This is a genomic window from Bacillus sp. A015 (assembly GCF_053851875.1).
On the sequence record NZ_JBSPZB010000004.1, the window covers coordinates 1 to 23,143 of the forward strand.

At 39.2% G+C, this 23,143-nt stretch carries 28 protein-coding genes, 1 tRNA gene, 1 rRNA gene, 4 pseudogenes and 1 riboswitch; of the genes and pseudogenes, 10 read left to right on the forward strand and 24 right to left on the reverse strand.

The features are described 5' to 3' along the window. Positions 1-86 (reverse strand): 16S ribosomal RNA (locus tag ACSLGF_RS04420); the annotation flags it as partial. A 434-nt stretch (positions 87-520) separates the two neighbouring features. Further along, a riboswitch (TPP riboswitch) is annotated at positions 521-623 on the forward strand. Positions 624-721: 98 nt separating this feature from the next. On the opposite strand from ACSLGF_RS04420, the gene thiT reads away from it, so the two are divergent. Both thiT and ACSLGF_RS04430 read left to right on the forward strand, forming a co-directional pair. Then, a complete protein-coding gene (gene thiT / locus ACSLGF_RS04425) occupies positions 722-1,297 on the forward strand; it encodes an energy-coupled thiamine transporter ThiT (RefSeq protein ID WP_456002912.1) in 576 nt (191 codons plus the stop codon). Positions 1,298-1,389: 92 nt separating this feature from the next. Beyond that, entirely contained in the window at positions 1,390-1,578 is a 189-nt protein-coding gene (locus ACSLGF_RS04430; RefSeq protein WP_456002914.1) for a hypothetical protein, read from the forward strand. On the opposite strand, the gene ACSLGF_RS04435 is transcribed toward ACSLGF_RS04430, so the two are convergent. Further along, positions 1,538-2,092: an N-acetyltransferase family protein gene (locus ACSLGF_RS04435; protein WP_456002916.1), complete on the reverse strand. Its 555-nt coding sequence runs from the start codon at positions 2,090-2,092 to the stop codon at positions 1,538-1,540. The two genes, ACSLGF_RS04430 and ACSLGF_RS04435, sit on opposite strands and share 41 nt — an antisense overlap. Before the next feature lie 83 nt (positions 2,093-2,175). Between ACSLGF_RS04435 and ACSLGF_RS04440 the strand changes: the two are divergent. Then, a pseudogene (locus tag ACSLGF_RS04440) lies at positions 2,176-2,310 on the forward strand (FtsW/RodA/SpoVE family cell cycle protein); the annotation flags it as partial. 57 nt (positions 2,311-2,367) lie between these two features. On the opposite strand, the gene ACSLGF_RS04445 reads toward ACSLGF_RS04440, so the two are convergent. Then, the gene (locus tag ACSLGF_RS04445) at positions 2,368-3,915 is read right to left on the reverse strand and encodes a flotillin family protein (RefSeq protein ID WP_008344044.1); all 1,548 of its coding nucleotides are present in this window, start codon (positions 3,913-3,915) and stop codon (positions 2,368-2,370) included. An 11-nt stretch (positions 3,916-3,926) separates the two neighbouring features. Then, complete coding sequence (locus ACSLGF_RS04450; RefSeq protein WP_456002917.1) at positions 3,927-4,457, reverse strand: hypothetical protein; 531 nt, start codon at positions 4,455-4,457, stop codon at positions 3,927-3,929. 204 nt (positions 4,458-4,661) lie between these two features. Between ACSLGF_RS04450 and ACSLGF_RS04455 the strand changes: the two genes are divergently transcribed. Continuing rightward, positions 4,662-5,141, forward strand: a complete 480-nt coding sequence (locus ACSLGF_RS04455) for a DinB family protein (RefSeq protein ID WP_456002918.1) — start codon at positions 4,662-4,664, stop codon at positions 5,139-5,141. Between the two features lie 42 nt (positions 5,142-5,183). Here the strand turns inward: ACSLGF_RS04455 and ACSLGF_RS04460 are convergent, their stop codons facing one another. Together ACSLGF_RS04460 and betB are read right to left on the reverse strand one after the other, a co-directional pair. Continuing rightward, entirely contained in the window at positions 5,184-6,392 is a 1,209-nt protein-coding gene (locus tag ACSLGF_RS04460; protein WP_456002920.1) for an iron-containing alcohol dehydrogenase, read from the reverse strand. 27 nt (positions 6,393-6,419) lie between these two features. Continuing rightward, complete coding sequence (gene betB / locus ACSLGF_RS04465) at positions 6,420-7,889, reverse strand: betaine-aldehyde dehydrogenase (protein WP_456002922.1); 1,470 nt, start codon at positions 7,887-7,889, stop codon at positions 6,420-6,422. A gap of 207 nt (positions 7,890-8,096) precedes the next feature. Between betB and cudC the strand changes: the two genes are divergently transcribed. Further along, positions 8,097-8,654, forward strand: a complete 558-nt coding sequence (cudC, locus tag ACSLGF_RS04470) for a choline uptake/conversion transcriptional regulator CudC (protein ID WP_456002924.1) — start codon at positions 8,097-8,099, stop codon at positions 8,652-8,654. Positions 8,655-8,938: 284 nt separating this feature from the next. On the opposite strand, the gene ACSLGF_RS04475 is transcribed toward cudC, so the two are convergent. From ACSLGF_RS04475 to ACSLGF_RS04490, 4 genes are all read right to left on the reverse strand, one after another. Continuing rightward, the gene (locus ACSLGF_RS04475) at positions 8,939-9,100 is read right to left on the reverse strand and encodes a RapH phosphatase inhibitor (RefSeq protein ID WP_456002926.1); all 162 of its coding nucleotides are present in this window, start codon (positions 9,098-9,100) and stop codon (positions 8,939-8,941) included. Continuing rightward, positions 9,090-10,208, reverse strand: coding sequence for a response regulator aspartate phosphatase (locus ACSLGF_RS04480; protein WP_456002928.1), 1,119 nt, complete (start codon positions 10,206-10,208; stop codon positions 9,090-9,092). The genes ACSLGF_RS04475 and ACSLGF_RS04480 overlap by 11 nt, the downstream gene beginning before the upstream one ends. A gap of 830 nt (positions 10,209-11,038) precedes the next feature. Then, complete coding sequence (locus tag ACSLGF_RS04485) at positions 11,039-11,143, reverse strand: hypothetical protein (protein ID WP_456003256.1); 105 nt, start codon at positions 11,141-11,143, stop codon at positions 11,039-11,041. A gap of 214 nt (positions 11,144-11,357) precedes the next feature. Beyond that, entirely contained in the window at positions 11,358-12,107 is a 750-nt protein-coding gene (locus tag ACSLGF_RS04490; RefSeq protein WP_456002930.1) for an SDR family oxidoreductase, read from the reverse strand. Between the two features lie 229 nt (positions 12,108-12,336). On the opposite strand from ACSLGF_RS04490, the gene ACSLGF_RS04495 reads away from it, so the two are divergent. Next, complete coding sequence (locus tag ACSLGF_RS04495; protein ID WP_456002932.1) at positions 12,337-12,882, forward strand: TetR/AcrR family transcriptional regulator; 546 nt, start codon at positions 12,337-12,339, stop codon at positions 12,880-12,882. Positions 12,883-13,637: 755 nt separating this feature from the next. Then, positions 13,638-13,754, forward strand: a pseudogene (locus ACSLGF_RS04500) (arsinothricin resistance N-acetyltransferase ArsN1 family A); the annotation flags it as partial. A gap of 317 nt (positions 13,755-14,071) precedes the next feature. On the opposite strand, the gene ACSLGF_RS04505 reads toward ACSLGF_RS04500, so the two are convergent. Further along, positions 14,072-14,497: a MaoC family dehydratase gene (locus tag ACSLGF_RS04505; RefSeq protein WP_456002934.1), complete on the reverse strand. Its 426-nt coding sequence runs from the start codon at positions 14,495-14,497 to the stop codon at positions 14,072-14,074. Positions 14,498-14,974: 477 nt separating this feature from the next. Here ACSLGF_RS04505 and ACSLGF_RS04510 point away from each other — a divergent pair, with 477 nt between their 5' ends. Continuing rightward, positions 14,975-15,466: a hypothetical protein gene (locus ACSLGF_RS04510; RefSeq protein WP_456002936.1), complete on the forward strand. Its 492-nt coding sequence runs from the start codon at positions 14,975-14,977 to the stop codon at positions 15,464-15,466. A gap of 271 nt (positions 15,467-15,737) precedes the next feature. Here ACSLGF_RS04510 and ACSLGF_RS04515 read toward each other — a convergent pair whose 3' ends face one another. From ACSLGF_RS04515 to ACSLGF_RS04545, 7 genes and pseudogenes are all read right to left on the reverse strand, one after another. Next, positions 15,738-16,535 carry a peptidoglycan recognition protein family protein gene (locus tag ACSLGF_RS04515; RefSeq protein ID WP_456002938.1) on the reverse strand — a complete coding sequence of 266 codons (798 nt, stop codon included), beginning with the start codon at positions 16,533-16,535 and terminating at the stop codon, positions 15,738-15,740. Between the two features lie 51 nt (positions 16,536-16,586). Next, positions 16,587-16,850, reverse strand: coding sequence for a phage holin (locus tag ACSLGF_RS04520; protein ID WP_456002940.1), 264 nt, complete (start codon positions 16,848-16,850; stop codon positions 16,587-16,589). A gap of 12 nt (positions 16,851-16,862) precedes the next feature. Next, positions 16,863-17,075, reverse strand: coding sequence for a BhlA/UviB family holin-like peptide (locus ACSLGF_RS04525; protein ID WP_025092921.1), 213 nt, complete (start codon positions 17,073-17,075; stop codon positions 16,863-16,865). A 61-nt stretch (positions 17,076-17,136) separates the two neighbouring features. Next, the gene (locus tag ACSLGF_RS04530; protein WP_008361281.1) at positions 17,137-17,280 is read right to left on the reverse strand and encodes an XkdX family protein; all 144 of its coding nucleotides are present in this window, start codon (positions 17,278-17,280) and stop codon (positions 17,137-17,139) included. Further along, positions 17,277-17,651 (reverse strand): hypothetical protein, encoded by a 375-nt coding sequence (locus tag ACSLGF_RS04535; RefSeq protein ID WP_456002942.1) that lies wholly within the window; start codon positions 17,649-17,651, stop codon positions 17,277-17,279. The genes ACSLGF_RS04530 and ACSLGF_RS04535 overlap by 4 nt, the downstream gene beginning before the upstream one ends. Positions 17,652-17,656: 5 nt before the next feature. After that, positions 17,657-18,784 carry a hypothetical protein gene (locus tag ACSLGF_RS04540; RefSeq protein ID WP_456002944.1) on the reverse strand — a complete coding sequence of 376 codons (1,128 nt, stop codon included), beginning with the start codon at positions 18,782-18,784 and terminating at the stop codon, positions 17,657-17,659. A gap of 17 nt (positions 18,785-18,801) precedes the next feature. Then, positions 18,802-19,059, reverse strand: a pseudogene (locus tag ACSLGF_RS04545) (phage tail protein); the annotation flags it as partial. Between the two features lie 111 nt (positions 19,060-19,170). Here ACSLGF_RS04545 and ACSLGF_RS04550 point away from each other — a divergent pair. Continuing rightward, a complete protein-coding gene (locus ACSLGF_RS04550) occupies positions 19,171-20,445 on the forward strand; it encodes a tyrosine-type recombinase/integrase (RefSeq protein ID WP_456002945.1) in 1,275 nt (424 codons plus the stop codon). Positions 20,446-20,543: 98 nt separating this feature from the next. Continuing rightward, positions 20,544-20,616: transfer RNA gene (locus tag ACSLGF_RS04555), tRNA-Ala, on the forward strand. A 360-nt stretch (positions 20,617-20,976) separates the two neighbouring features. Here the strand turns inward: ACSLGF_RS04555 and ACSLGF_RS04560 are convergent. The 6 genes and pseudogenes from ACSLGF_RS04560 to ACSLGF_RS04585 all read right to left on the reverse strand — a co-directional run bounded on the left by ACSLGF_RS04560 (position 20,977) and on the right by ACSLGF_RS04585 (position 23,093). Continuing rightward, positions 20,977-21,780 carry a peptidoglycan recognition protein family protein gene (locus ACSLGF_RS04560; protein WP_456002947.1) on the reverse strand — a complete coding sequence of 268 codons (804 nt, stop codon included), beginning with the start codon at positions 21,778-21,780 and terminating at the stop codon, positions 20,977-20,979. Positions 21,781-21,799: 19 nt separating this feature from the next. Further along, positions 21,800-22,063: a phage holin gene (locus tag ACSLGF_RS04565; protein ID WP_456002949.1), complete on the reverse strand. Its 264-nt coding sequence runs from the start codon at positions 22,061-22,063 to the stop codon at positions 21,800-21,802. A gap of 11 nt (positions 22,064-22,074) precedes the next feature. Further along, positions 22,075-22,287 (reverse strand): BhlA/UviB family holin-like peptide, encoded by a 213-nt coding sequence (locus ACSLGF_RS04570; RefSeq protein ID WP_012011023.1) that lies wholly within the window; start codon positions 22,285-22,287, stop codon positions 22,075-22,077. 36 nt (positions 22,288-22,323) lie between these two features. After that, a pseudogene (locus ACSLGF_RS04575) lies at positions 22,324-22,422 on the reverse strand (XkdX family protein); the annotation flags it as partial. 60 nt (positions 22,423-22,482) lie between these two features. After that, entirely contained in the window at positions 22,483-22,644 is a 162-nt protein-coding gene (locus ACSLGF_RS04580; RefSeq protein ID WP_456002951.1) for a hypothetical protein, read from the reverse strand. 167 nt (positions 22,645-22,811) lie between these two features. Continuing rightward, entirely contained in the window at positions 22,812-23,093 is a 282-nt protein-coding gene (locus ACSLGF_RS04585; RefSeq protein WP_456002953.1) for a hypothetical protein, read from the reverse strand. Between the last annotated feature and the right edge of the window lie 50 nt (positions 23,094-23,143).

The following is a 23,143-nucleotide window of genomic DNA, read 5'->3' on the forward strand; positions in this document are numbered from 1 at the left end:
AGCAAGCTCCCTTCTGTCCGCTCGACTTGCATGTATTAGGCACGCCGCCAGCGTTCGTCCTGAGCCAGGATCAAACTCTCCGAGGTATGCAGGATGCATATCACACATGCGTTGCTACACGATGCAGCGAACTTAGTATGTGATCCTTCCTGCCTCGTCAGTTTGACTGACTACCTATGATGTATCATAGGATTTTTTTATAAAAACTCGAATTAACAGGTGCGTTTTGTCTTGTTTAGTTTTCAAAGATCATGTTCGTTATCGCTCAGAAGCGACTTTACTAATATAACATTCTATCAAGGTAAAGTCAACAACTTTTTTCTTCATGTTATTTATCAACCGCGCTGTTTTAGCGGCGAATACAAATATAACACCTTTTGAAAGAAGAAACAAGTATTTTTTCTAAATAATTTATTTTTCCTTATCTCTTCCTATATATTGCTACAAAAAGTGCTTATCGCAGTAATTCTCTATTGTTGATCCTGATGGTCTCTAGTATATTTATAATAGATTGAAACTAAATAACCGCAGGGGGAGCTTTGTGCTGAGAGTGAACGATTCGTTGTTCTGACCCTTTGAACCTGTCAGTTAATACTGAAGTAGGAATGTGGAATCACTTGAATACATGTGGTGTATTCAAACCGATATGTTTTTCTATGAATAACATACTCATCCTTACACGGTCTCTCCTTGCTCAATTCATGAAAAAGGAGATTTTTTTATGCAGCAATCAAATCAATTAGTACGCCTTATGGAAATCGCGATTATGACTTCGCTTGCACTTGTATTAGATTACTTATCAGGTCTCTTTTTAAGGATGCCGAATGGCGGGTCTATTGCGCTGATCATGATTCCCGTCATTCTCATGTCTATTAGATGGGGAATGTCTACCGGGTTTATCATCGGTGTGTTAATTGCCGGCCTGCAGCTGATGAATAGCCCTATTATCGCTACACCTGTACAAGGATTTCTCGATTATTTCGTGGCATCTGTTGTCATTTGTCTAAGCGGGCTATTTTCAGGATTGATCAAAAAAGCAATTCAGGATAAAAAGCGAAAGAAACAATTCTTCTATATTATTCTATCCGTATTTGTCGCCAGTTTCTTTAGACTGCTGACGTTCTTTATTTCTGGCGTCATATTCTTTTCGCAATATGCACCAAAAGGAACACCTGGATGGGTCTACTCTTTAATTTATAACAGCACGTATATGGTTCCATCTTTTATTATTTGCAGTATCGTTCTTTGTTTATTAATACCAAGTGCATCTCGTTTGGTTTTTCCTCATCAAAAATAACCAACTGATTTCAGCTGGTTATTTTTTTATGCATAATTTGCTACTCTATGGAATCTATTAATAGTAGAAGATTTCAAGCTGGAGGTACGTCAATGAATCCTTACTCCATTATGCTGTGCTGCTATATTCTCAGTCTTGCTTACTTTTTGGCAGGTTTCTATGAAGCATTAAAAATAGCAGGCATGAAAGGAAAAGTAGAAGCTTCTCCTTTTATTTCTTATATTTTGCTTGCTACACTCTTCACCTTTTTCTCTCATTATTATTGGAAGCTGACGATTTAATTCGTTGTACATGTTCATTTAATACAGGCAGCTCCCATCCATACCCTATTTCATCATGCTTCTCGCCAGCCAGCTCGAACTGGCTGGTGACGACAAAACTAGGCTGAAGCTTTTGATAAAATTGCTTCGCCGAATTCTGTTCAAATACCCATAGCATCATATTCTGATAACCCTTCTCTATTAAATAGTCCACTCCTTTTGCAATCAAAGCGATACCCGCTCCTGACTTTTGATTCTGCTGTAATAAATAGATGGCGTAAAGCTCACCATCATATGTTGAATAGCGCTCATCACGTTGTTTTCCGAAGGAAGCAAAACCAAATACTCCGTCAGCGTCTTCTACAACAAACGTACCTTCAAGCGATCTGCTTCTCCAGCTCTCTTCCCGCTCCTCTACATTTAAAGCATCCAAATAATCTTGTGAAATAATGCCGTGATAAGTCGTTTGCCAGCTCTTCACATGAATCTCGGCGATTTTAGGAATATCTTTATGTACTGCATGTCTAATCTTCATCTATGCCACTCCTTTATGCAAGTTCTCACTCTATCTTTATTATGATAAGTTGCTATTTTTAAAAATTCAATTCGTAAAGGATAGCGTTCTTTAATCCAGGGACTGTATTTGGACCTCTCCCCATTATAGACATACCCCTTCCCTTCATTAGCTATGGCGGGGCCTCGATAGTGTTCATGATGATATCCGCAGCCATTCTTGTGAATCTTTCTTCATATAAATATCAGGCTCAAGTAAAAAAGACACCTTCTGCTGCTGGAAGGTGTCTTTTGATGTTATTCTTCTATTTGACGATCAGCTATTTCTTTTTTTCTTGGCTGTTTGATTTCATTCGTTAGTTCTTGAATGCTTTGCTTCACATTGCCTTTGCCCGAAAAGTTCTCAATAATTTCTTTGACATCAATTCCAGAGGATGCTTTCAGGCTTTCTTGAAGGCTGGACATCAGGTTTGTGGCATAGCCTGTGACTTTATTGGCACCGCTGCCTTCCCCGTTACCGCCTGTATCAACAACTGTAATTTTATCAATGTTAGAAAGTGGTGCAGATACTTGCTTCGCATATTCAGGAAGCATTTTCACAATCATATCAAGGATCGCTGCCTGACCATACTGTTCGAATGCTTCAGCAATTTTTTCTTTCGCTTCGGCTTCCGCAAGTCCTTTCAGTCTAATGACTTCTGCTTCTGTTTCCCCTTTCGCACGATCAGCTTCCGCTTTTGCCAGCCCGTCAATTCGGACTTTCTCAGCTTCTGCTTTCGCCATTGCTTCGATGCTGTATTTCTTCGCATCAGCTTCAGCGAGACGCTTCGCTTTTTCCGCCGCAGCCGATTGCTCCACAGCATAACGGTCCGCATCCGCTTTCTTTTTCACTTCAGAATCGTATTGACGTTCACGACGCTGAATCTCTTTTTCTTCTAATTCAATCTGCTTCTGGCGTTCGATGATTTTCACTTGCATTTCTTGTTCGGTCACGTGCTGACGATTGCGAGCTGTTTCTAGATCATACGCTTGGTCAGCGCTTGCTTTCGCTGTATCCTGTTCCCGTCTGAATTCTGCTCTTTTCAGCTCATTGATTTTTTCTGCTTCAGCGATTTCGGTGGCACGCTCAAGCTCAGATTTTTTCGCATCTTTATCTGCCTCGGCACGTTTGATACGTGTTTCTTTATCCGCTTCAGCTGTTGCAATATCTGCATCACGTTTCACTTGAGCAATTCTTGGCTTACCTAGAGATTCTAAATAGCCATTTTTATCACGGACATCTTTGATCGTAAACGAAACAATGACAAGACCCATTTTCGCTAAATCTTGAGAAGCAACACGTTGTACTTCTTGAGAAAACTTCTCTCTGTTTTTATAAATCTCTTCAACTGTCATTGATCCTAAGATCGAACGAAGGTGACCTTCTAGTACTTCTCTTGCTTCGTTTTCGCGGTCTTCTTTTGTTTTACCTAAAAACTGCTCTGCCGCAGTGGCGATTTCTTCAATCGATCCGCCAATTTTAATGATTGCGGTTCCATCGGCCATTACAGGTACACCCTGCTCGGTATAAACCTCAGGCGTTGAGACATCTAGCTTGCTCGATAGTAAGCTGAGCGGCTCTGCTTGTTGAAAGACAGGGAGTACGAAGGTACCGCCCCCTCTGACAATCTTAATCTTGTTTCCACCTTCATCCACATGGACATTTTTACTTCCTAGATAACTTCCTGTGACGATTAACGCTTCATCTGGACCTGCTGTCCGGTATTTTGAAACAAACACGCCAATAAGTGCAATAAGAATCACAAGGACAATTCCGATGATAATCAAAATCGTTGTTCCTGGCATTGCATTCCCTCCTAGATTTCTTCATTTGGTATGACAGATAAAACACCTTTGTTCACTTCGACAACAAGCACGCGGGTTCCATACGGAATCTCCTCTTGATCGAAACTGACGGCTGGCTTTGAGATTTTCCCGCTATTACTAATTAACAGCACTTCTCCAAACCCGTCTTTTGGAACAGATACAATGATCTCCCCATTTCTTCCTTTTAAATCGGCCTCCGTATATGAGAGAGATTCTTCAGCAGAGGAAAGCGGGACTAAGATAAATACATTTAAACAGGTCACTAGAACCACTGCGAGGATGGCAGATAATACCGCTCCAAGCCCACTTCCTACAATTGCTGTTTTTTCAGAGATAAACCCTCCAGCCGAGAAAAAGGTAAGAAATGCGAGGATCAATGTTGGTTGAAGGAATGGAACAGGAATCGCTTCAAACAATCCATCAAATACATCGCCGAAAAAGACGAAAACAAGTGTCAGGATTCCTGATATCATCAATATGTATAAATACAGCGTTTGAAGAGGCAGCCCAAACACATCCATCTTCCTCACCCTTTCATCATGAAATGAACAGCCTTTGTTTCGTTTAGACCATACTCACCTCCAATGTATTCCTTCTAGCAGGTAATACGAACCACTTTTGTAAAGGTTTCATATTTCATCACAATTCTTCAAAGGAATTCTCTGATAGCTAAAGAATGATTGTCATATACCAGTATGATAAAATTTGATCTTGAGGTGATGAAAATGAGTTTATTACATGATGCAAGACAAGAATTGTGGCAGGAGCTGCAAGGGTTGAGCGAAGAACAATTAAACCAAAAGTTATCTGAAGATACTTGGAGTATTCAAGAGGTGGCAGATCATTTAAAGAAGATGGACTTAGTTGCAGCAAAGTATCTAGCTGCGGAGGGAAAAAAAGCACCGATTAAAGAATATGAGCCAAAACCGGTAGAAATGGCAGAGGATCGTTCAAGAAAAGTCACTGCGCCTAGTATTGTTGAGCCTGAGCAAAAGCATGTCACACCTACACATTTAAAGGATGAGCTTGATACAGCACGTGAGCAGCTCAATCAAATTTTATCAACGTTTACTGAAGATGATTTTAAACGTGTGATTGCACACCCTGTGTTTGAAGAGTTATCACTTAAGCAATATCTTGATTTTATCGGGGCGCACGAAAAACGCCATATTCATCAAATCAAAGAAATAAAAGAACAACTATAAGACATCAAAAAGACTCCCTCATTTGGGAGCCTTTTTTCATTGTTACACCGTTTTAGGTGTTAAATCAAAGCAGCGTGCATAAATCCAGTTGTATGCTTTTTCGTTTAGATCTCTTGGGTTTCCAACTGTTTGCGGATCTTTCATCGCTTCTTTAGATAAACGGTCAATCATATCTTTTGATACACCTTGTTCTTCTAATGAAGGAACTTCTAGATCCTCCACTAAATCATACATCCAGTTCACAGCTGCTTTTGCTGCTTCCTCTGTTGACATTCTGCTTGTATCGATACCGAATGCTTGCGCAATTCGAGCGAATTTTTCCGGGTATCCTTTCCAGTTATACTCCATCACTGGTCCCATCATCGCTGCTACACACTGACCATGCGCTACAGGAATAATGCCTCCGAGTGTTTGACTCATCGCATGTGCTGCACCAGCTGATTCACTTCCATAAGAAAGTCCTGCAAGCATCGCAGCTTGTGCCATTCCATATCTTGCTTCTAAATCCTCGCCGTCAGCAAAGGCACGGCGAATATAGTGAGCAGCATATTCAATTGCCATGAGCGCCACTGCATCCGTAATTGGCTGAGCAAATTTCATTGTATAGCATTCGATGGCGTGCGCAAGTGCATCAATTCCAGTCATTGCCGTCACATGAGGCGGCATGGATACATGAAGCTCTGGGTCAATCACTGTTAGGTGAGCTGCAATAAGCGGTCCGCCTGTATTGAATTTGAATTCTCTTTCTTCGTCAGTAATAACCGCCCACTGCGTGACCTCTGAACCTGTACCAGCCGTTGTCGGAATGGTGGTTAACGGAGGGATTCTATTTTCGAGTGGTTTTTTCCCCTCTGCCGCTTCGTAATCAAGAACTGAGCCTTCATGAGTCGCCTCTACACCGATGGCCTTCGCTGTATCCATTGAGCTTCCGCCGCCTACTGCGACTAATCCATTACAGCCTTCTTTTTCATATAACGCTGAGCCTTCATTCACTAAACGTACTGGAGGGTTTGGCTCTACTTTATCAAATAGGACAACATCAATTTGCGCTTCTTTTAATGAAGCAATCACTGGATTCACAACACCCGCTTGATAAATACCAGGGTCTGTTACGAGCAATACCTTTGAGACGCCGTATGCTTTCACTTCTTCTCCAACATGTTTCACCGCACCAATGCCATGCTTGATGACAGTCGGAATTTCAAATGTATGGAATTTTTGCATGCTTTCAATTTTCATATTTAATGTCATATAGAATCTCCTCCAAATAAGTGTTGTTTATTTAAACCAATGAACCGCTTCAGGTTTTGTATTTCTATATAAATGTTTCAGTTCGGTATATTCTTCAAGACCCGTTCGTCCTAACTCACGTCCGAGACCTGATTGCTTATATCCGCCCCACGGTGCTTGAGCAAAATAAGGATGGAAGTCGTTGATCCAAACAGTGCCTAACCTTAGCTGACGAGCGACTCTTTCCGCTTTTGCGATATCTGAAGACCATACTGCTCCTGCTAAACCATAAATCGTGTCATTTGCCAGCTCGATGACTTCTTCCTCTGAACGGAAGGATTCGACAGTGAGTACTGGTCCAAAGACTTCTTCCTGTACAATCCGCATATCTGATGTACAGCCTGAGAAAATTGTTGGCAAGTAGAAGAACCCATTTTGAAGCTCCTCTGCTTCAGGACGTTTTCCGCCTGTTTCTAATTTTGCGCCTTCTTCTAGACCGATGCTGACGTATTTTTCTACTTTTTCTCGATGCTCAGCTGAGATAAGTGGCCCGCTCTGCGTTCCTTCATCAAAGCCGTTGCCTAGCTTGATTTTTTTCGTACGCTTCACCAGTTCTTCTAAAAATTCATCATGAATGGATTCTTCCACTAACAAGCGTGAACCTGCTGAACACACTTGCCCCGCATGGAAAAACACAGCATTCATTGCTTGGTCAACCGCTACGTCTAAATCAGCATCTTGAAACACAATATTCGGATTTTTCCCGCCGAGCTCAAGGGCAATTTTCTTCACATTCCCACTGGCTCCCTGCATAATTTTTTTGCCTGTTTCAATACCGCCTGTAAACGAAATTAAATCCACTTGATCGTTAACAGCAAGCTCATCGCCAACAGTTGCACCAGGTCCAAGCACTAGGTTGGCAACGCCAGCTGGAACACCGGCTTCTTCCATGAGTTTGAATACTTTAATCGTGGTTAATGGTGTAATTTCACTTGGCTTTAAGACGATGGTATTCCCCGCTGCAAGAGCAGGAGCGATTTTCCAGCTTGCTTGAAGCAATGGATAGTTCCAAGGAGTGATTTGTCCGCATACGCCAACAGGCTCTCTGACTAGTTCACTTTTTGAGTTCGGAATTGGCGATGCAATAATTTCCCCGCCATCTTTGTCAGCAAGTCCTGCGTAATATTGGAACACGTTTGCAATATCGTCCATATCCGCCTTGCTTTCTTCTAATGTTTTGCCTGTATCAAGCGATTCTAATTTGGCTAGTTCATCAAGGTCTCGTCTAATCAATTCAGCAATCTTAAAGACAATATTTCCTCTTTCAAGTCCAGGCAGGTTTGCCCAATCACCTTGATCGAAGGCTTTTCTCGCTGCTTTAATGGCTAGCTGCGTGTCATTTCTTGATCCTTCACTGACTGTCGCGATCACTTCTTGATTGAATGGATTGATGATGTCCCGTGTGTCGCCGCTCTTGGCGCCAACCCATTGTCCATCTATAAATAGTGTTTGACTCATAGAAGGAACCTCCTCTGATTCTCTTTGGTAAGTTTGTTAAATAAAAATTTAACGTTTTGAACATAATTAACTTAACATGTTCAAATTTTTCTGTCAAAGGGAGATATGCTTCATTTTCTTTTGACATTTAGCATTCTTTCGTTAACATATAGTCCATAAAGATTTTTTTGAACGTATTGAATTCTCTTAATAGAAAGCAGGGACAAGATGAAAAAGCATGAACAGCCACAAGCAGAAGAACGCATTTTAGCGGCTAAAGATCTAGTCATTGATTCCATAGCTGAAACGATGGATCTCTATGGTATTACAAGAAGTGCCGGTATCCTATATGGGACAATGTATTTAAATGAGGAAATGACGCTAGATGAAATGCGTGAAGAGCTACAAATGAGTAAGCCAAGTATGAGTACGGGTGTGAAAAAACTTCAAGACATGAATATTGTCAAAAAAACCTTTCACCGCGGCCGAAGAAAACATAGCTTTGTTGCTGAGAAAGACTTTTTTAAGTTTTTCATGAACTTTTTCCCGCAAAAATGGGAGCGAGAGGTCGAAGTCAATTTAGCGGCGATTGAAGAAGCGCAAGAGCGCCTTCAAGATGTGGCTCGTGATGGTCAGGCGCGGGAACATGTGAGAGATGAGGCGCAGCAGCTCCTTGAACAGCTTGAAAGCTCAAAAGCCTATTATGACTGGCTCAGACGATTAGCCGACTCTGTTCATTCCGGAGAAATCTTTGACTATATACCGATTAATCAGAAAGAAAAATAGACGACGTGTTTTCGTTTTACAGCTTGAATTTTACAGGAGGATTGATTATAAGAAATGATGTCGTAACACTTCGGGGCATTAGCTCAGCTGGGAGAGCGCTACGCTGGCAGGGTGAACGACATAACCCGAAGCAAACAGACGTTCTCTGAAAAAGGCTGATTTAATAAGGTTCTATGATGAGCCTTTCTGAATAAAAATTTTCATTTCTGAACAAAACTGAAAGGGTTGGTCCCCAATCCGTCCCCATAAAAAAACAGACCATGCAGGGTCTGTTTTAATTTTGCCTATACGTTTTGAGAAGTTGTGTTTCGATCGATCATCGTCGTGTTTCGATCGATTTTTTGTATTTGTATCGATGTCGTGTTTCGATCAGTTGTAATACTGTACACTCCTGCAGCTGCAACCACCGTAATAGCAACCATCGTAAAACCCTTCTTAAAACTCATACAAACAATCCCCTCTCTGAATTTTGAGTTGTGTTTCTAATACTTTTTGATAAGCAGCTGTTGCCTTTTCAAATTGACCTTGTTTTCTATACTCATCTGCATACACTATATAGCATGCTTCAGCATAAGCGAAAAGCTGTTTCTGCTCTAAAAACTGAAACACTTCTGTCAGCTGCTCCTCATTTATATTATTAACATAAACCGCTTCTAAGAAGGTAAATAGATTTTCATAAAGCTTGTTAGGGGCTTCCTCAAGTATATTAGTTCCTTTTTTTAAATATACTTCTCCTTCTTTAAGTCTTCCCGCTTTAAATTGCGTACAGCTAATCGCAAAATACAATTTAGTAAGAAGCTCAGAATCATTATTTGCCTTTTGAATAGCTTTTTCAAAATAAATAATAGCCTCGTCCCATTGTCCGTCTCTATCAAATGTATGGCCAATATTCAAAAAGGCTTTAGTTAGGATTTTTTGATCTCCAATTTCCTCTGCTATTTTAATTGCATTCTTTAGATGAGGAATTGATTTATCGTGACGTGCCAAATCATCATAATTTCCTGCTATCACAAATAAGCATTGAATTTTTCTCACTTTATAAAGATCATATTGATCATAGATTTCAAGCGCTTTTAAAATATGGTGCATCGAAACATGGGTTTGTTTCATAATATAGTAGGCTTCAGCCACCTTGAAGTGAAACTCGGCTTGCTCAATATCATCTATAACTAGCGTAAGTTGTTTCTCGGCCATTTTATAGTATTGGATGGCCTGTACATATTCTTTTATACTGAACTCGTACATCCCACGAAAAAAAGCGTTGTAATACTGCAGCATGCCGGACAATTTATGATTTGAGTTTTCGATTTTATCCACTAGGTCTGCAATGGATAAAGATCGCTGCTCTGAAGGTTTAATATAATCAAGCATAAGCTGGTGGCGAAAGCACATCAATTGATAGTAAATCAGTAAATCCTGGTCTTCTTCCATCCGTTCAATTTCTTGTTCTACCTCAGCTTTTAAAATCTCTGCATCCGGTACACTAAATTGTCGAATCATTTTATACCATTCATTTATTTTCACACCAACATGTGAAGAAAGAACTTTCTCCATCCCCTTACTCCCCCTCCACAAAAATCCCTTATATGACATATATTATTACATACAGGAATTTACAAAGCACCGAAAAGATACCGCAAATAGAACAAAAAAAGAGCTCCTTCAAAGAAGCTCAGCGTGAATAGAAAGTGAGGTTTTTTAAGACAAGATGTCCACAAAACCCTCATTTTCGTTTTTTGAACTGTTCAAGAAACGATATATGGTCTTTTTCACTTGGAGTTCATTCAATATACGGCGTGTTTAAACCTTCAAAAAAACTGTCGAGATTTTCTCGACAGCCTAAGGAGTAGTAGATATAGACTTAGATATAGACTACTCCTTTTTTTATAAATATTTATTTTTGAGTGAAAGTTATTTTTAATCCTATTAATGTGAACAAGGAACCTTGAATAATATTAATCTTATTAGATATTGATTTATTTTTTTGAATAAAGACACCTATTCTTCCGGCAAATAGACTAATAGGGGTCCTACCACATAGAGCTAAGAAGAATGAATACCGCAAAATGAAAATTTTAAGTTTCTCAACTTAGTTTTCCATCTTGGGGGACTTGAAAAATATTAACTTGATGGGCATGTGACGCTCCCCCTATTAGATAGTATTTCTATTTCTTTCTCAGTAAAGTTTTTTTTGTATTTAATTGTTCACCGATTCCTCCATTTTTTTCATTATACATAAAAGTACCCTACAGAGCAGATCTTTTTTAGTGTCTACTCTATAGGATACAGTTTAGAAAAGTGTCTGACCATTTTTCGAAGAACCGGATCGGTGATACGAAAAATGGAAACGGCCTGCAGGAGAATGATCGATAAAGCTTTCACATCTAGAATATGTCAGGTAAACGAGCAAGTACGGTGACAATAGCACCCGCAGCAGCCAATGCAAGGGCAGTCTGAAGACCAATTCCGGAATGTCCGCCGGTTACTATCGCATGTTACCATCAAGATCAATACGATCAACGACTTCTAGAGAAGTCGTTCATGCACCAATACTCGACATTAAGTACCTGCGCAGTCTTTTGATAATCATTGCTGTTCTGCATATTGACTCTCCCAACGGTATTTTTTATTTGCTATAGACTTTAGGCATAGCTTAGTAACAATGAAACCGACAGTCATAGAAGGATGAAATTAATGCTCTGTTTATGCTTGGGTCGCCATATCGTTAAGTTGCGTTACAAAAGCCCCTTCATTCGGGCCTTGATTATCACGAATCATTTTCGCTTGTTCCACTATAATCTCTTCAGCATCCGTACCGAGTAATTTTATTGTTTCTTCAATGAATGCTTCAAGAGGCATCGCATGCGGATCGTCACTAAGACCTGTCATGAGTTCCGTTTGAACCCCAGGTGGTATGATTTCTAATACTTTTACTGTTGTATCTTTAAACAAATAACGTTGTGATAAAGTATAGGAATGGAGCGCTGCTTTGGTCGCCGAATACACCGCAGTCGCTGCGTACGGAACAAACCCGACCGCAGAAGTCGTATTAATGATCACAGCTTCTTCTTTAGACTTCAAATGTTCGATTAATGAAGACGTCATTCGAATTGGTCCAAGCAAGTTTGTTGAGACCGTTGAAACCAGAACCTCTTCGTTAATCACACCCGCAGCCTCATCAAAAGGCATGATGCCGGCGTTATTAAATAAGACATTCAAATCAGGGAAGTCCCGAATAAGTTGCTTAGCGGTTGCCTCAATACTGGAAAGATCCTGTATGTCCAGTTCAACTGCAGACATTCCGGGATTAGCACTTAGTACTTCCTTCAGACGCTCTTTTCTTCTACCCGAGATGATTACTTTGTTTCCAAGGTTGTGTAAAGCTTCTGCCAAAGCACGTCCAATTCCTGAACCGCCACCTGTAATGAAGATCGTGTTTCCTGTAAGTTTCATTTATAATTCCTCCAATATTTGGTTTTTAATTACTTTGAAATTTTTCCGTTGTTATATGAAATCGGTACTTACTATTGCACTTTTAAGTTTCTGAATGGACTAACCACCTTCTTAGTATTATACTATTACAACAATAGTTGCTTTAGTAGTTCAATTATATCCGGAACATCATTGAGGAACAACCAACAATGTGAGCCATTTGTTGGTTTAAAAAAAAGGAGCTAGATCCATGGGACTTAAAGTAAAAAATATTCGTACAACTCGAACAAGAGAATCCATTTTCGAGTCATTTTTTGAACTGATGGAAGAAAAAGATTTTGATAAAATCACAATACAAAATTTAACGGAACGGGCCCAAATCAATAGGGCAACTTTCTATGCTCATTTCCAAGATAAATATGAACTATTGGATGAGATTATAAGAAAATCAGCGGAAAAACTTATTCAACAACATACTAATGGTGTGTGTGCATTTACAAAAGACAATATGCTGCGATTAGTATTCGCAGCATTTGAGTATCATCAACAAGTTAAAAAGAAATGTCGCCGGAACTATAACAAAATTATTCCTCTACTCTCTTCAAAATTAGTCATTGCACTAAAGCATTATTTGAATCTTTGTATGCAGGAAATATATTCTGATGAACGTACTTTGTACGTACAAATCTATGCCAACATGATTAATGAAGCTGTTACTCTTCATACTTCTGAACAAACTAAACTTACAGAACAAAGTATAGCAGAGCATATTGTTCAAATGATGCACCTGGACTAATCAAAAAAATGGAGTCGTAGTTACGTAACAGCAGCTACGGCTTTTCCATTGTAAATTATAAAATTGCAGCCACTATTGTCGCTTCATTTACTTGTGCATCTCTTACTAATCCTGAAGAGTTCAATAAGAAGAATATCGAACCAGCCGCTGAACCTTAACATTGCATGGAAATAAAGCAGCGACAATGCTCACTAAATCTCTTAGTTATAAAGAGGCATCAAACCAAAGAACTTTGAAGGTTAAGCGCGGTCTCAACTACAATAGCTTTCGGTTCCCGTTAGCTTAATGATTTTAATTCACCAATGAAGTTCCACCTGTTCTGATTTTTCCAGATCGGTCAGACAGTTCTACCCCAGTGATTTAACCATTTTCGTTACCGTTGGTGGCTCTTATTTTGCCCTTCATAGAGAATAAGTTCCCTAGAGACTCACTATAATTCCGACGCATTTGGAGGAAATCCGATCTAACAACTGTCGAATATTACAATCAATTGCATCTGTCATGAATTATCCCTTTCTGAGGTCCTACCACTTACCCATCAAGCTAAAATTTTATAGTACCCTCAGAATTAATTTTGTACTAACTTGTAACAGGGGTCTCGTCACATCGCCATCAACCTAAGAAAAGCAAATACCCCAAAATGAGTAAATTGGCATCTACCTGTAAAAATGAGCTGACTTCTCAAAATAACTAACTGTAGAGAAAGAAAATTTTCATTTAGGGGATACTTTAAAACCTTAACTTGATGGCGATGTGGTAGGACCCTATATACTTCAATGGGTTATCACGAAGTTGGTATATTTAAAGAACAAGGGAAAATCGACGGTCATTATGTAGATGTAATGGCAATGGAGAAAATACTTACAAAGTAAACAGGTCTCTAAAGAGAGACCCGCAGATTGTAGAGAAATTCATGTTTTTCTACAATCTTTTTTATTTTTACTGATCAATTTTACGAAGCAGGTGATCCTCTTCGACCAATTGATCTAGCAATACAAATTCGGCTGCGTGCTGAGAAGAACTTCTAGTTTGGAACATGAGAAAAAACACCTTTCTTTAGTGGGCTTTTCTCTATTATAAAATGAGGAGATGGAAAATTTAAGGAAAAAATAAAGCTGTCGAGATTTTCTCGACAGCCTAAGCTCCGCAAAGGAGCCACATATGACTAATGAATTTAAGATATTAATCCTTATCGTTTTATCAATACAGATAAATCACCCTCAAAAACTTTTTCTTCTTTATCGTTAAATGTAGATAACAATACAGTGAGAATGCCTGTTTTATTTTTCTTTTCTCTTTTATCAATAACCTCAACAATAGTATGTAATTCATCATCTGGATACACTGGTTTGATAAAATTTATATTATTCATCTGTGTTCCAGCAATGACATCATCACCATAGGCTCCTTGTTCAATCCAGAGCTTAAATGAAATAGCTAGCGTTTGTATTCCAGAAGCAATGATTCCATTAAATCTTCCCTGATTTGCTTTTTCCTCATCCAAATGCATATATTGAGGATCAAATTCTCCTGCAAATCTTATAATATCTTCCTTTGTTAATTTGAATGACTTAGTTTCGAACTTCTGTCCAATTGCAAACTCATTTAACTTCATAAATACTCCTCTATTTATTAATAATTGTACTTGGTTTATATTACAGTAAACATCTCATATTCAACATGTAAGAATATAGTCAAAGCCTGCCTTCGCTGTTCAACAAAAGGGTTTTTGCTTTCATTTTTCTCTAATGATTTTAGTTTATCTATTTCAAATTTGTATTTGGACACTACCTTAACCTCCGAACCTGTAATCTAATGACAAATATTCTTAATTTTTTATTATACAACATATTTTTAACTTTCAAAGTTATTTCTCAACAAAAAACCTAAAATGTAAAATGGTTAAAGAATTTGAAATAAGATGAGGAAAAGAAAGAATAGCCAAGTAATAATCACTTCACAGTCTCGTCACAAATGACGGGGATTTCATTTAGTATATTTTTACCATTTTTATAAAAAGTATGGAAAATATATCCTGTTAATTGTTACCATACGGGTGTAGGACAATACTTTTAGGGGGATGATGTTTAGTATGAACGGTTTATTGCGCAGGCTCAATGTAAAACTTACACTTGTATTAACACTTATTGTGACTCTTGGAATCACATCTGCTTTTGGTCAGGCATCAGCAAAAGAACAATGGGACCCTCAAAAGCAACAAAGAATTGCACAGGCTATTTTCGAAGCTGCTGCATACAATGAAGTAGATAAAACTTTTTCCTTTGATGAATCCAAAGTTATCAATGCTGGTTTACCAAAGGATATTTCATTAGAGATCAAAAATCATTTAGAATCATTGGCCGGAACTGATGCTGAAAAAGTGTATCAAGATCAATTAGCTGCACAGCAAAAAGGTGAAGTTACAACTATGGTTGCTCCATTAGTGATATGGGCGGCCAAAGTATTGGCTGGCGCAGGTCTAGCATGGCTAGGTAAAAAGCTTTTAGACATGGGCGGCCACGAATTTTGCAAACGTTACAAAAATGAAAATAAAACAACTAAGTATGTTTGTAAATTCCTTTAATTTTTGAAAGGAAGTGTTTCAATTGAAAAAAACAAATTGGTTTCTGTCTGTGTTTATAACTGCCTTGATTTCATTTGTGATCCAATCCGGGTTAAGTAAATTTGGTGTTATTAACATGTCCAATATTTGGGCAGACTTGGTTAGTTGGATTATAATTTTCTTTGTCGTTTTCATTGGCGTTGAAGCATCCTTTAGAACGATCAATAAAATGAGACATCGAACTGAATAAAGACAAACAAAAAAGCCCCTCCAAAACGGAAGGGCTTTTAATTTACTTCAAGAGTGCTTCGAGTTTCGCTTTTGTCTTCGGTCCGTAAATGCCGTCAGCAGCAAGCCTATGCATCAGCTGGAACCGCTTGACCGCATTCGCAGTTTTTGGTCCATAATAGCCATCAATCCCGTTGTTTTTAGCTCCCTTTTCAGGATAGAAATAAACAGCAGCCAGAGCCTCCTGTAATGCTTTTACTCCAGCGCCCTTTGTCAAAGGTTTGGTCACTTTAATGATGCCAGATGGTAAGTTAAGTGATTTTTTAGGCTTACTCGCTTTTGGCTTGGATAGTGTATTTTTTACAGGTGTTGCTGTTGCCTTTTTACTTGTATGAGCGGTTGCAATACCCGCTTTGAAGGAATCCCAACGATTCAACAACTTGCGAGGACAATTTTTTCCGCTCCATCTCTTATGTGGTACAACGTTGGCCAATGGAATGCCTTGCTCTGTCATCAGCTGACGAATGAGCCATTGAGCGTTTTCGACCGCTTTTTCAAAATTGCCGTCTGCGTTTTCGCAAATCTCAATTCCAATTGACTTCATGTTTCCGGTTCCTCTGCCGTCTCCTACGTGCCAACCGTTTTCATTCAACGGCAAATGTTGATAGATACAATTTTCATCCACAGTGTAGTGCCAGCTTACCGCTGTGTTTGAACGTTTCACAAAGCTAGCGTGACTTGCTGCATTTGCCCCTTTTGCTGTATTGGCTGTGTTATGGACAGTAATATATAAAGGTTTCATATAGTTGCCTGGTCTGTTGCGGTTACTCTTTGGAATAAAATCTTTAATGATTTTAACCACTTTCATCGTCTCCTTTTGATGTATTAAAAAGAGCCACCTCGTGGCAGCTCCTTACTTCGTTAATCCTTTTTGTTTTAGGACTTCTTTCTGCTTCTGTCCTTTAGGTGTCACATAGTTGTTTTTGAACCATGCGACAAGCGTCATGAACGTTGTAAAGAGTGTCGAGACAGCAACATATAAAACGTCTGCTAAATTGTTTACGGACTCTTCATCCAATGGTAAAGGCGTTTTACCGAACATAACTAAAAATTGATTGATCAATGCAACTAAAAGAAGCACCGTGCGTATCACAGTGCCTTTGTCGAAGTTTTTCATAAATGTTCCCTCCTATTTTAAATTACGTTCAATTTTATCGAGCTTGTCGATCACGACATCATACTTTTCACTAAACTTTGCTAACACTTCATTTTGCGCTTCGATTTGTTCATTGAGCTTGTTTTCTCTTTCCTTTGTTGTGTTTAATACGTAAAACAGCACCCAACAAAACAACACCGCAAACGGCCCTTGTGTCATTAAATATTGCGCCAAATCCATTTCCACCATACTCACCTACTCCTTCACTTTGTCCACCTCCTTAAAGAAGGCAAAATAAAAAGCCCCTTTAGGCTTCGTACTGTTCTCCCGTTATTTCTTGATAGTCTTCTTTGTTAATCCAACCAATTTCTACATAAAAAGCAATATCCTCTGGGCCATAACACTTCCAATCCCAAAACTGCTTTATATCCGCAACTGTTGGATATATCATGATTTTTCACCACCCTTCAACTCCTGAATCTCAGTCATGAGTTGAGCCAATTGTTTCGCTATTTGTGCTTCACGCAATTTAGCTGCAGCTGCTTCCTTTGACAGTTCAGTCAATTGTTTAGTTAAGACCGCATTTTGCTGCTTTAGTAAATCAATATCATACGGCGGTTGTTCTATTTGTAAGCTATCAATGTATTCTTGGGTTGCTGACTCGCTCCATTTCTTGCTTGCAGGATTGTATTCCGCTGAATATAACCCATCTTGGGGTTGGACATCCGTAAAGCCCTCTGGAATTTCAGCATCATCGGGTATTTCTCTATCCCCACCACGTATATACTTGAAATTTTCATCATAGGCGTATATAGGTTTCATATGGTTCACTCCTTCGATTTAAAGGTGCAGTTAACAGTTATGAATTCATTATTGCTGGTTGTGTCTTGTATGATAAATCGACCATCCGTTGCAATATACTGACGACTAAACTGCGGTCCCTTAAACCCTCCTGTACTAGATGCAATGCCCACATTATAAATAGGGAATGGTGGCTCACACCCTTTCGGTAACGTAAACGCTGGAACATCACCCACTGTCCCACCTGCGATTGCACCAGTGACATGGACAATACCCAAAGCATCTTTTGCAACACGTACCCGATAATCATTATTAACCTCAGATTTATATGTTTTCCATCCGTTTCCGATCGTCGGAAACTTCCAATCGAGTTTTGCATCTCCACTGGTTATAATCCTCTCCCACCCTTTGAAACCTTGAGCATGGAATGTGCCGATCCAAGTTATGTTATCAAATGACCTAGTTGCTACTATATGTTTATAAACTACTTCATTTTGTTCATAGGCTGTCTCCATCACATTGATGTAATAGAAACTCGTATCATTATCCACTGGTGCATTCAACAATTGAGCTCCCATGTATGGACCTGTCGGTAATTTGAATATATCGGTACCATTTGGAACCCTCGCAACTCTTCCATCATTTGGTGTGAGCCTATATAACTGACCATTATTCCATTTATTCCTTTCGGCAACTGTCGGCAGCTGCGTCCAAGTGATAGATATATGGCTAGAATTATAGTAGAAGTAATAGGCATTACCTGATGTGTCTACCGCAAATCCGGTCCCGATGTTGTTTTGTCCCACCGTCTGAATACCTCTCAAATAGGCATTGCTGGGTGCTGGGGAATCTTCTACCCCTGGGGATGCAATGAAAGTACAGGTCCCTTTGTCTTTTATCGCATCATAAATATTTTTGTCAGCTGGGACAGAAATCAAGTATTTTCCGTCATCAGCTGTGATCTTATACAGCTGTGATTCATTCCATTTCTTTTTTTCCGATTCGGATGCATGCGGCTTGGTGTCGTCAATATGGCCAAAGAGTTGTTCTAACAGTCCAGTATCATTTTCAAGTAATACCTTCACCATGTCATTGAACAAATCCGCATGAGCTTTGTCACTTGTTTCAAACACTTTAGGAGATTTAATATCCATCGATGAGCACTCCTTTCCTAGTAAATATCATCAATCTCAAAGATGAATTCAATGTCACCATCTTTTTGCTTGTCTGTCATGGTACGAATGGCTGTAAACTTTCCATCTTCATCAACAAGAGCTAATTCATTAATGACTTCCCCAGCAAGTTCACCTTCAGCGATGGTGCACGTGTACCGGATCTTCGCCGGCTCCATGAATTCATATGAATCAATGTCCTTTTGAACAAGTTCACTCTTTAATTCTTGTTCTGTTCCATCTAGGGAGATTGGCTTTTATCGATCGTCATGGTGTGTTTAATATTTTTAAGGTTACTCCTCAATTTGCAAGTCACCGTTTAAACCTTTATTATCAAAAAATTTTTTCTCAGACAAGGAGCGTTTTATATGGCTAGCATTGAAAAAAGAGGAAGTAATTCTTTTAGATTGGTTGTTGAAACTGGATATGATGCTAATGGAAAAAGGTTAAGAAAATATAAAACTATTCGTATAGAAGATCATAAACTGTTAAAAACTAAAAGAAAATTGCAGGAATACCTCTCTGATCAACTTTATCAGTTCAAGATGGAAGTCCATTCTGGAGAATATATTGAGCCAGAAAAACTAACATTTGAATCCTTCATCAATAAGTGGAAAGAAAAGAAGCTCTATCAAAAGAGCGGAAAACCTTACTCTTTGACAACATCAGATGTTTATTGGCGTCACTTAAAAAATCATATCCTCCCCGTTTTTGGACATATGAGGATAGAACGGATAAAGAGTTTACATATCGTAGACTTTTTAGATGATTTATCGAAGGATGGTGCGAGAAAAGATGGTAAGCCAGGAGGATTAGGAGAAAGAACAATATTAGATATCTTTAAATTACTGCAGGTAGTTTTTAAAACCGCAGCTGAAGAATGGAAGATTATCAAGATTGATCCAATGAAGGGATTGCCCTTGCCAGTCAACGAGAAGAAGGAAATGAACTATTTTGAAGCTGCTCAATGTATTAAGATTCTATATGAAGAAGTTGATATTAAATGGAGACTTTATTTCTTAGCAGCGATGATAGGGGGATTGAGACGAGGCGAAGGTCTAGCACTTGAATGGCATTTAGACGTGGATTGGGATGCTGGTGGATTTAGAATAAACCGATCTCTTTCAAAGACCATTCAAGGTAAACCGCATGTGAAAGACCCTAAGTCAAAAAGTTCAAAACGATTTGTTCAAATGCCAGATTGGTATATGAATGAATTGTCTCTATACTATCATATGTGGAAAAGAGAAAAGGAAAAGCTAAATGATGCCTGGGAGGGCGGAGATCATCAATACATTTTCCACAGTGGCTTTGGAAAGCCCTATTATTTCACAACACCTACTACCAAATGGAATCGAATCACGCAAAAATATAAAATAAAAAATATCCGTTTACATGATTTGCGTCACACTATGGTTGCTTTATTGATGGAAGCTGGCGAAAGCATAAGTGCCATTCAAAGACGTGCCGGACACGCTAGCGCCAGAACAACTTCTGATATATATGGCCATGTAACAGATGAAATGAAAAAGAGTGCGGCGAATCACTTTAACAAGTTTGATCCTAAACATCTGAGAAACACAAATTCAGAGATAGGAAATTTCCGTCCCCAAGTCGTCCCCAAGGTTAAAAATAATGCATAATACAAAATTGAGAGATTTCTCATCAAAAATAAAAAAATAGCCTTCCCCCTTGTATTCTAAGGGGGAATTAAATATAATAATATTTGTTGAAACATCCCGGGGCATTAGCTCAGCTGGGAGAGCGCTACGCTGGCAGCGTAGAGGTCAGCGGTTCGATCCCGCTATGCTCCATACGAAAAACCATTCTTGAGAGATCAAGGATGGTTTTTTTATGTATATATCTCTTAAAGTTGTGTTTGTTCTTTGTTTTTTCTTAATCTTAATATCTTTATGATTCGGTACGTGATCACAGAGACATAAGCCGTGATGAGAATGATTGTGTAAGACACAGGGAAATCGCTCGTCATTCCGTGATAAATGAAATAAATGAGTAGCCCTGAAAACATTATGACTTGGCACAGTTCTTTTTTCATTTTTCTCTCCCCTTATGAAAGCTTCAATGATTTGTGATTATATCATAAACGATGTCATTTTTTATTAGCTATCAGCAAGGAAAAATCCCTTCACTTGCTGATAGCACTTCATGAATGATCACTTCTTCTGCAATTGTTCCATTTTGTTCTTCGTCTTTGGTCCGTAAATCCCATCTGCAGCTAAGCCGTTCATGAGCTGAAATCTCTTAACGGCATTCGCCGTTTTCGGTCCATAATAGCCATCAATCCCATTGTTTTTTGCTCCTTTGTCTGGATAAAAATAGAGGGAAGATAATGCTTTTTGCACCGCTGTGACTTGAGGTCCTTTTGTTAAGGGTTTGGTTACTTTTAAAATGCCAGATGGCAGCTTTGACGATTTCTGTTTGGAGACGGGTGCTTTGTGGCTCAAGCTTTCTGCCTGAACTGGCTTTCTTGTGCTTTTGCTGCCAGTATGAGCTATGGCTATTCCAGCTTTAAACTGCTCCCACCGTCCGAGCAGTTTCCTTGGACACTCTTTCCCGCTCCAATGCTTATGAGGCACCACATTTGATAAAGGAATCCCGAAATCTCCCATCAGCTTTCGAATGAGCCATTGAGCGTTTTCAACTGCTTGTTCAAAGTTGCCCTCTGCGTTTTCACAAATCTCAATTCCAATCGATTTCATATTGCCGGTTCCTCTGCCATCCCCTGCGTGCCAGCCGTTTTCGTTTAACGGTAAATGCTGATAAATCACCTGATCGTCGACAGTGTAGTGCCAGCTGACGCCGGTACTTGAACGTGCAACAAATGCTGCGTGACTCGCCGCATTCGCACCTCTTGCAGTGTTAGATGTATTATGCACTGTAATATAGAGCGGCTTCATCACGTTTCCTGGCCTGTTGCGATTGTGTTTTGGGATGTATGCTTGAATGATCTTTACCATGTTGTTTCTCCTTCAAATATTATTTTGTTAGCCCTCTTTGTTTCAAGACATCTTTTTGCAGCTGTCCTTTGTAGGTCACATAATTGTTTTTAAACCAAGCGATCATCGCTGTGATCATGGTGAAAATCGTGGAACCTGCAATATAAAGTGCCTCTCCTGCGGTTTGCACTTGCTCCTCACTAATCGGCAAAACTGTTTGTCCAAACATTACAAGTGTTTGGTTGATGAGTGCAAGAAAAAGAAGCACTGTGCGAATCACAGTGCCTTTGTCGAATGTTTTCATGATTTTTCCTCCTATTTTAAATTCCGTTCAATTTTATCGAGTTTGTCGATGACAACGTCATACTTCTCACTAAACTTCGCTAACACTTCATTTTGCGCCTCGATTTGTGCATTGAGCTTATTTTCTCTTTCTTTTGTTGTATTGAGAACATAAAACAGAATCCAGCAAAAGAGAACGGCAAATGGGCCTTGTGTCATTAAGTTTTGGACGACATCTACTTCTATTGGAATCACCTTCTTTCCGGCAAAAAAATAAAGCCATTAGGCTTCGTATTTGTCTCCTGTTATGTCTTGATAGTCTTCTGCTGAGATCCAGCCAATGCTTACATAAAATGCAATATCCTCTGGGCCGTAGCACTGCCAGCCCCAAAATTATTTAATATCTGCTACAGTTGGAAACATCATTCTAAATCAGCTCCTTTAAGCATGGTCAATAGCTGCTTTAAAAAAAGAAGGATTATTGGGTGGAGCAATTGTTGTACATTGATCTGGTATTACATAATTTCCTTCATCATCGATCTCAAACACTTCTATCGGTCTGACCAGTTCATATTGATGATTGTATTCATAGACTTGTATCATTTTTATCACTTCCTTAATTTAATGGGACCACCATGTCTAGATAGTAACCAGATACCGCACTGTCATTCGCTGACAGTAAACCAGTTAGCTTTAGTTCTCCTGTCTTATATATAAGTAGTTTACTATGACCAGTTGTACCCGATACTGGAACTAATACTACTAGGCCTTTAAAATGCTACATTGCCTATAGCAGGAGAATCGACTATTCCAGAAGCGCCCGGCGCATAGAACGAGCAAGCACCTAACGATTTAATCCCGTTATAAATACAGCCGTCAGCAGGGATATTGACCAACTGGGACCCGTTATCATTTGTCATTTTATATAGCTGAGATTGATTCCATTTCTGCTTTTCTGTTTCGGATGCATGAGATTTTATATCTTCTATGTGCTGATTGATTTGCTCTAACAATCCCATATCATTAGAAAGAATAACCCCTAAGCATGTCATTAAACAGATCCCCATGGGCTTTGTCACTGGTTTTTAAAGTACGAGGTGTC

What these genes read in the sequence shown, in the direction of transcription:
- thiT (WP_456002912.1), top strand. Translation starts at nt 722, where the DNA reads ATGCAGCAATCAAATCAATTAGTACGCCTTATGGAAATCGCGATTATG.
- ACSLGF_RS04430 (WP_456002914.1), top strand. Translation starts at nt 1,390, where the DNA reads ATGAATCCTTACTCCATTATGCTGTGCTGCTATATTCTCAGTCTTGCT.
- ACSLGF_RS04435 (WP_456002916.1), bottom strand. Translation starts at nt 2,092, where the DNA reads ATGAAGATTAGACATGCAGTACATAAAGATATTCCTAAAATCGCCGAG.
- ACSLGF_RS04445 (WP_008344044.1), bottom strand. Translation starts at nt 3,915, where the DNA reads ATGCCAGGAACAACGATTTTGATTATCATCGGAATTGTCCTTGTGATT.
- ACSLGF_RS04450 (WP_456002917.1), bottom strand. Translation starts at nt 4,457, where the DNA reads ATGGATGTGTTTGGGCTGCCTCTTCAAACGCTGTATTTATACATATTG.
- ACSLGF_RS04455 (WP_456002918.1), top strand. Translation starts at nt 4,662, where the DNA reads ATGAGTTTATTACATGATGCAAGACAAGAATTGTGGCAGGAGCTGCAA.
- ACSLGF_RS04460 (WP_456002920.1), bottom strand. Translation starts at nt 6,392, where the DNA reads ATGACATTAAATATGAAAATTGAAAGCATGCAAAAATTCCATACATTT.
- betB (WP_456002922.1), bottom strand. Translation starts at nt 7,889, where the DNA reads ATGAGTCAAACACTATTTATAGATGGACAATGGGTTGGCGCCAAGAGC.
- cudC (WP_456002924.1), top strand. Translation starts at nt 8,097, where the DNA reads ATGAAAAAGCATGAACAGCCACAAGCAGAAGAACGCATTTTAGCGGCT.
- ACSLGF_RS04475 (WP_456002926.1), bottom strand. Translation starts at nt 9,100, where the DNA reads ATGAGTTTTAAGAAGGGTTTTACGATGGTTGCTATTACGGTGGTTGCA.
- ACSLGF_RS04480 (WP_456002928.1), bottom strand. Translation starts at nt 10,208, where the DNA reads ATGGAGAAAGTTCTTTCTTCACATGTTGGTGTGAAAATAAATGAATGG.
- ACSLGF_RS04490 (WP_456002930.1), bottom strand. Translation starts at nt 12,107, where the DNA reads ATGAAACTTACAGGAAACACGATCTTCATTACAGGTGGCGGTTCAGGA.
- ACSLGF_RS04495 (WP_456002932.1), top strand. Translation starts at nt 12,337, where the DNA reads ATGGGACTTAAAGTAAAAAATATTCGTACAACTCGAACAAGAGAATCC.
- ACSLGF_RS04505 (WP_456002934.1), bottom strand. Translation starts at nt 14,497, where the DNA reads ATGAAGTTAAATGAGTTTGCAATTGGACAGAAGTTCGAAACTAAGTCA.
- ACSLGF_RS04510 (WP_456002936.1), top strand. Translation starts at nt 14,975, where the DNA reads ATGAACGGTTTATTGCGCAGGCTCAATGTAAAACTTACACTTGTATTA.
- ACSLGF_RS04520 (WP_456002940.1), bottom strand. Translation starts at nt 16,850, where the DNA reads ATGAAAAACTTCGACAAAGGCACTGTGATACGCACGGTGCTTCTTTTA.
- ACSLGF_RS04530 (WP_008361281.1), bottom strand. Translation starts at nt 17,280, where the DNA reads ATGATATATCCAACAGTTGCGGATATAAAGCAGTTTTGGGATTGGAAG.
- ACSLGF_RS04535 (WP_456002942.1), bottom strand. Translation starts at nt 17,651, where the DNA reads ATGAAACCTATATACGCCTATGATGAAAATTTCAAGTATATACGTGGT.
- ACSLGF_RS04540 (WP_456002944.1), bottom strand. Translation starts at nt 18,784, where the DNA reads ATGGATATTAAATCTCCTAAAGTGTTTGAAACAAGTGACAAAGCTCAT.
- ACSLGF_RS04550 (WP_456002945.1), top strand. Translation starts at nt 19,171, where the DNA reads ATGGCTAGCATTGAAAAAAGAGGAAGTAATTCTTTTAGATTGGTTGTT.
- ACSLGF_RS04560 (WP_456002947.1), bottom strand. Translation starts at nt 21,780, where the DNA reads ATGGTAAAGATCATTCAAGCATACATCCCAAAACACAATCGCAACAGG.
- ACSLGF_RS04565 (WP_456002949.1), bottom strand. Translation starts at nt 22,063, where the DNA reads ATGAAAACATTCGACAAAGGCACTGTGATTCGCACAGTGCTTCTTTTT.
- ACSLGF_RS04580 (WP_456002951.1), bottom strand. Translation starts at nt 22,644, where the DNA reads ATGATACAAGTCTATGAATACAATCATCAATATGAACTGGTCAGACCG.
- ACSLGF_RS04585 (WP_456002953.1), bottom strand. Translation starts at nt 23,093, where the DNA reads ATGACATGCTTAGGGGTTATTCTTTCTAATGATATGGGATTGTTAGAG.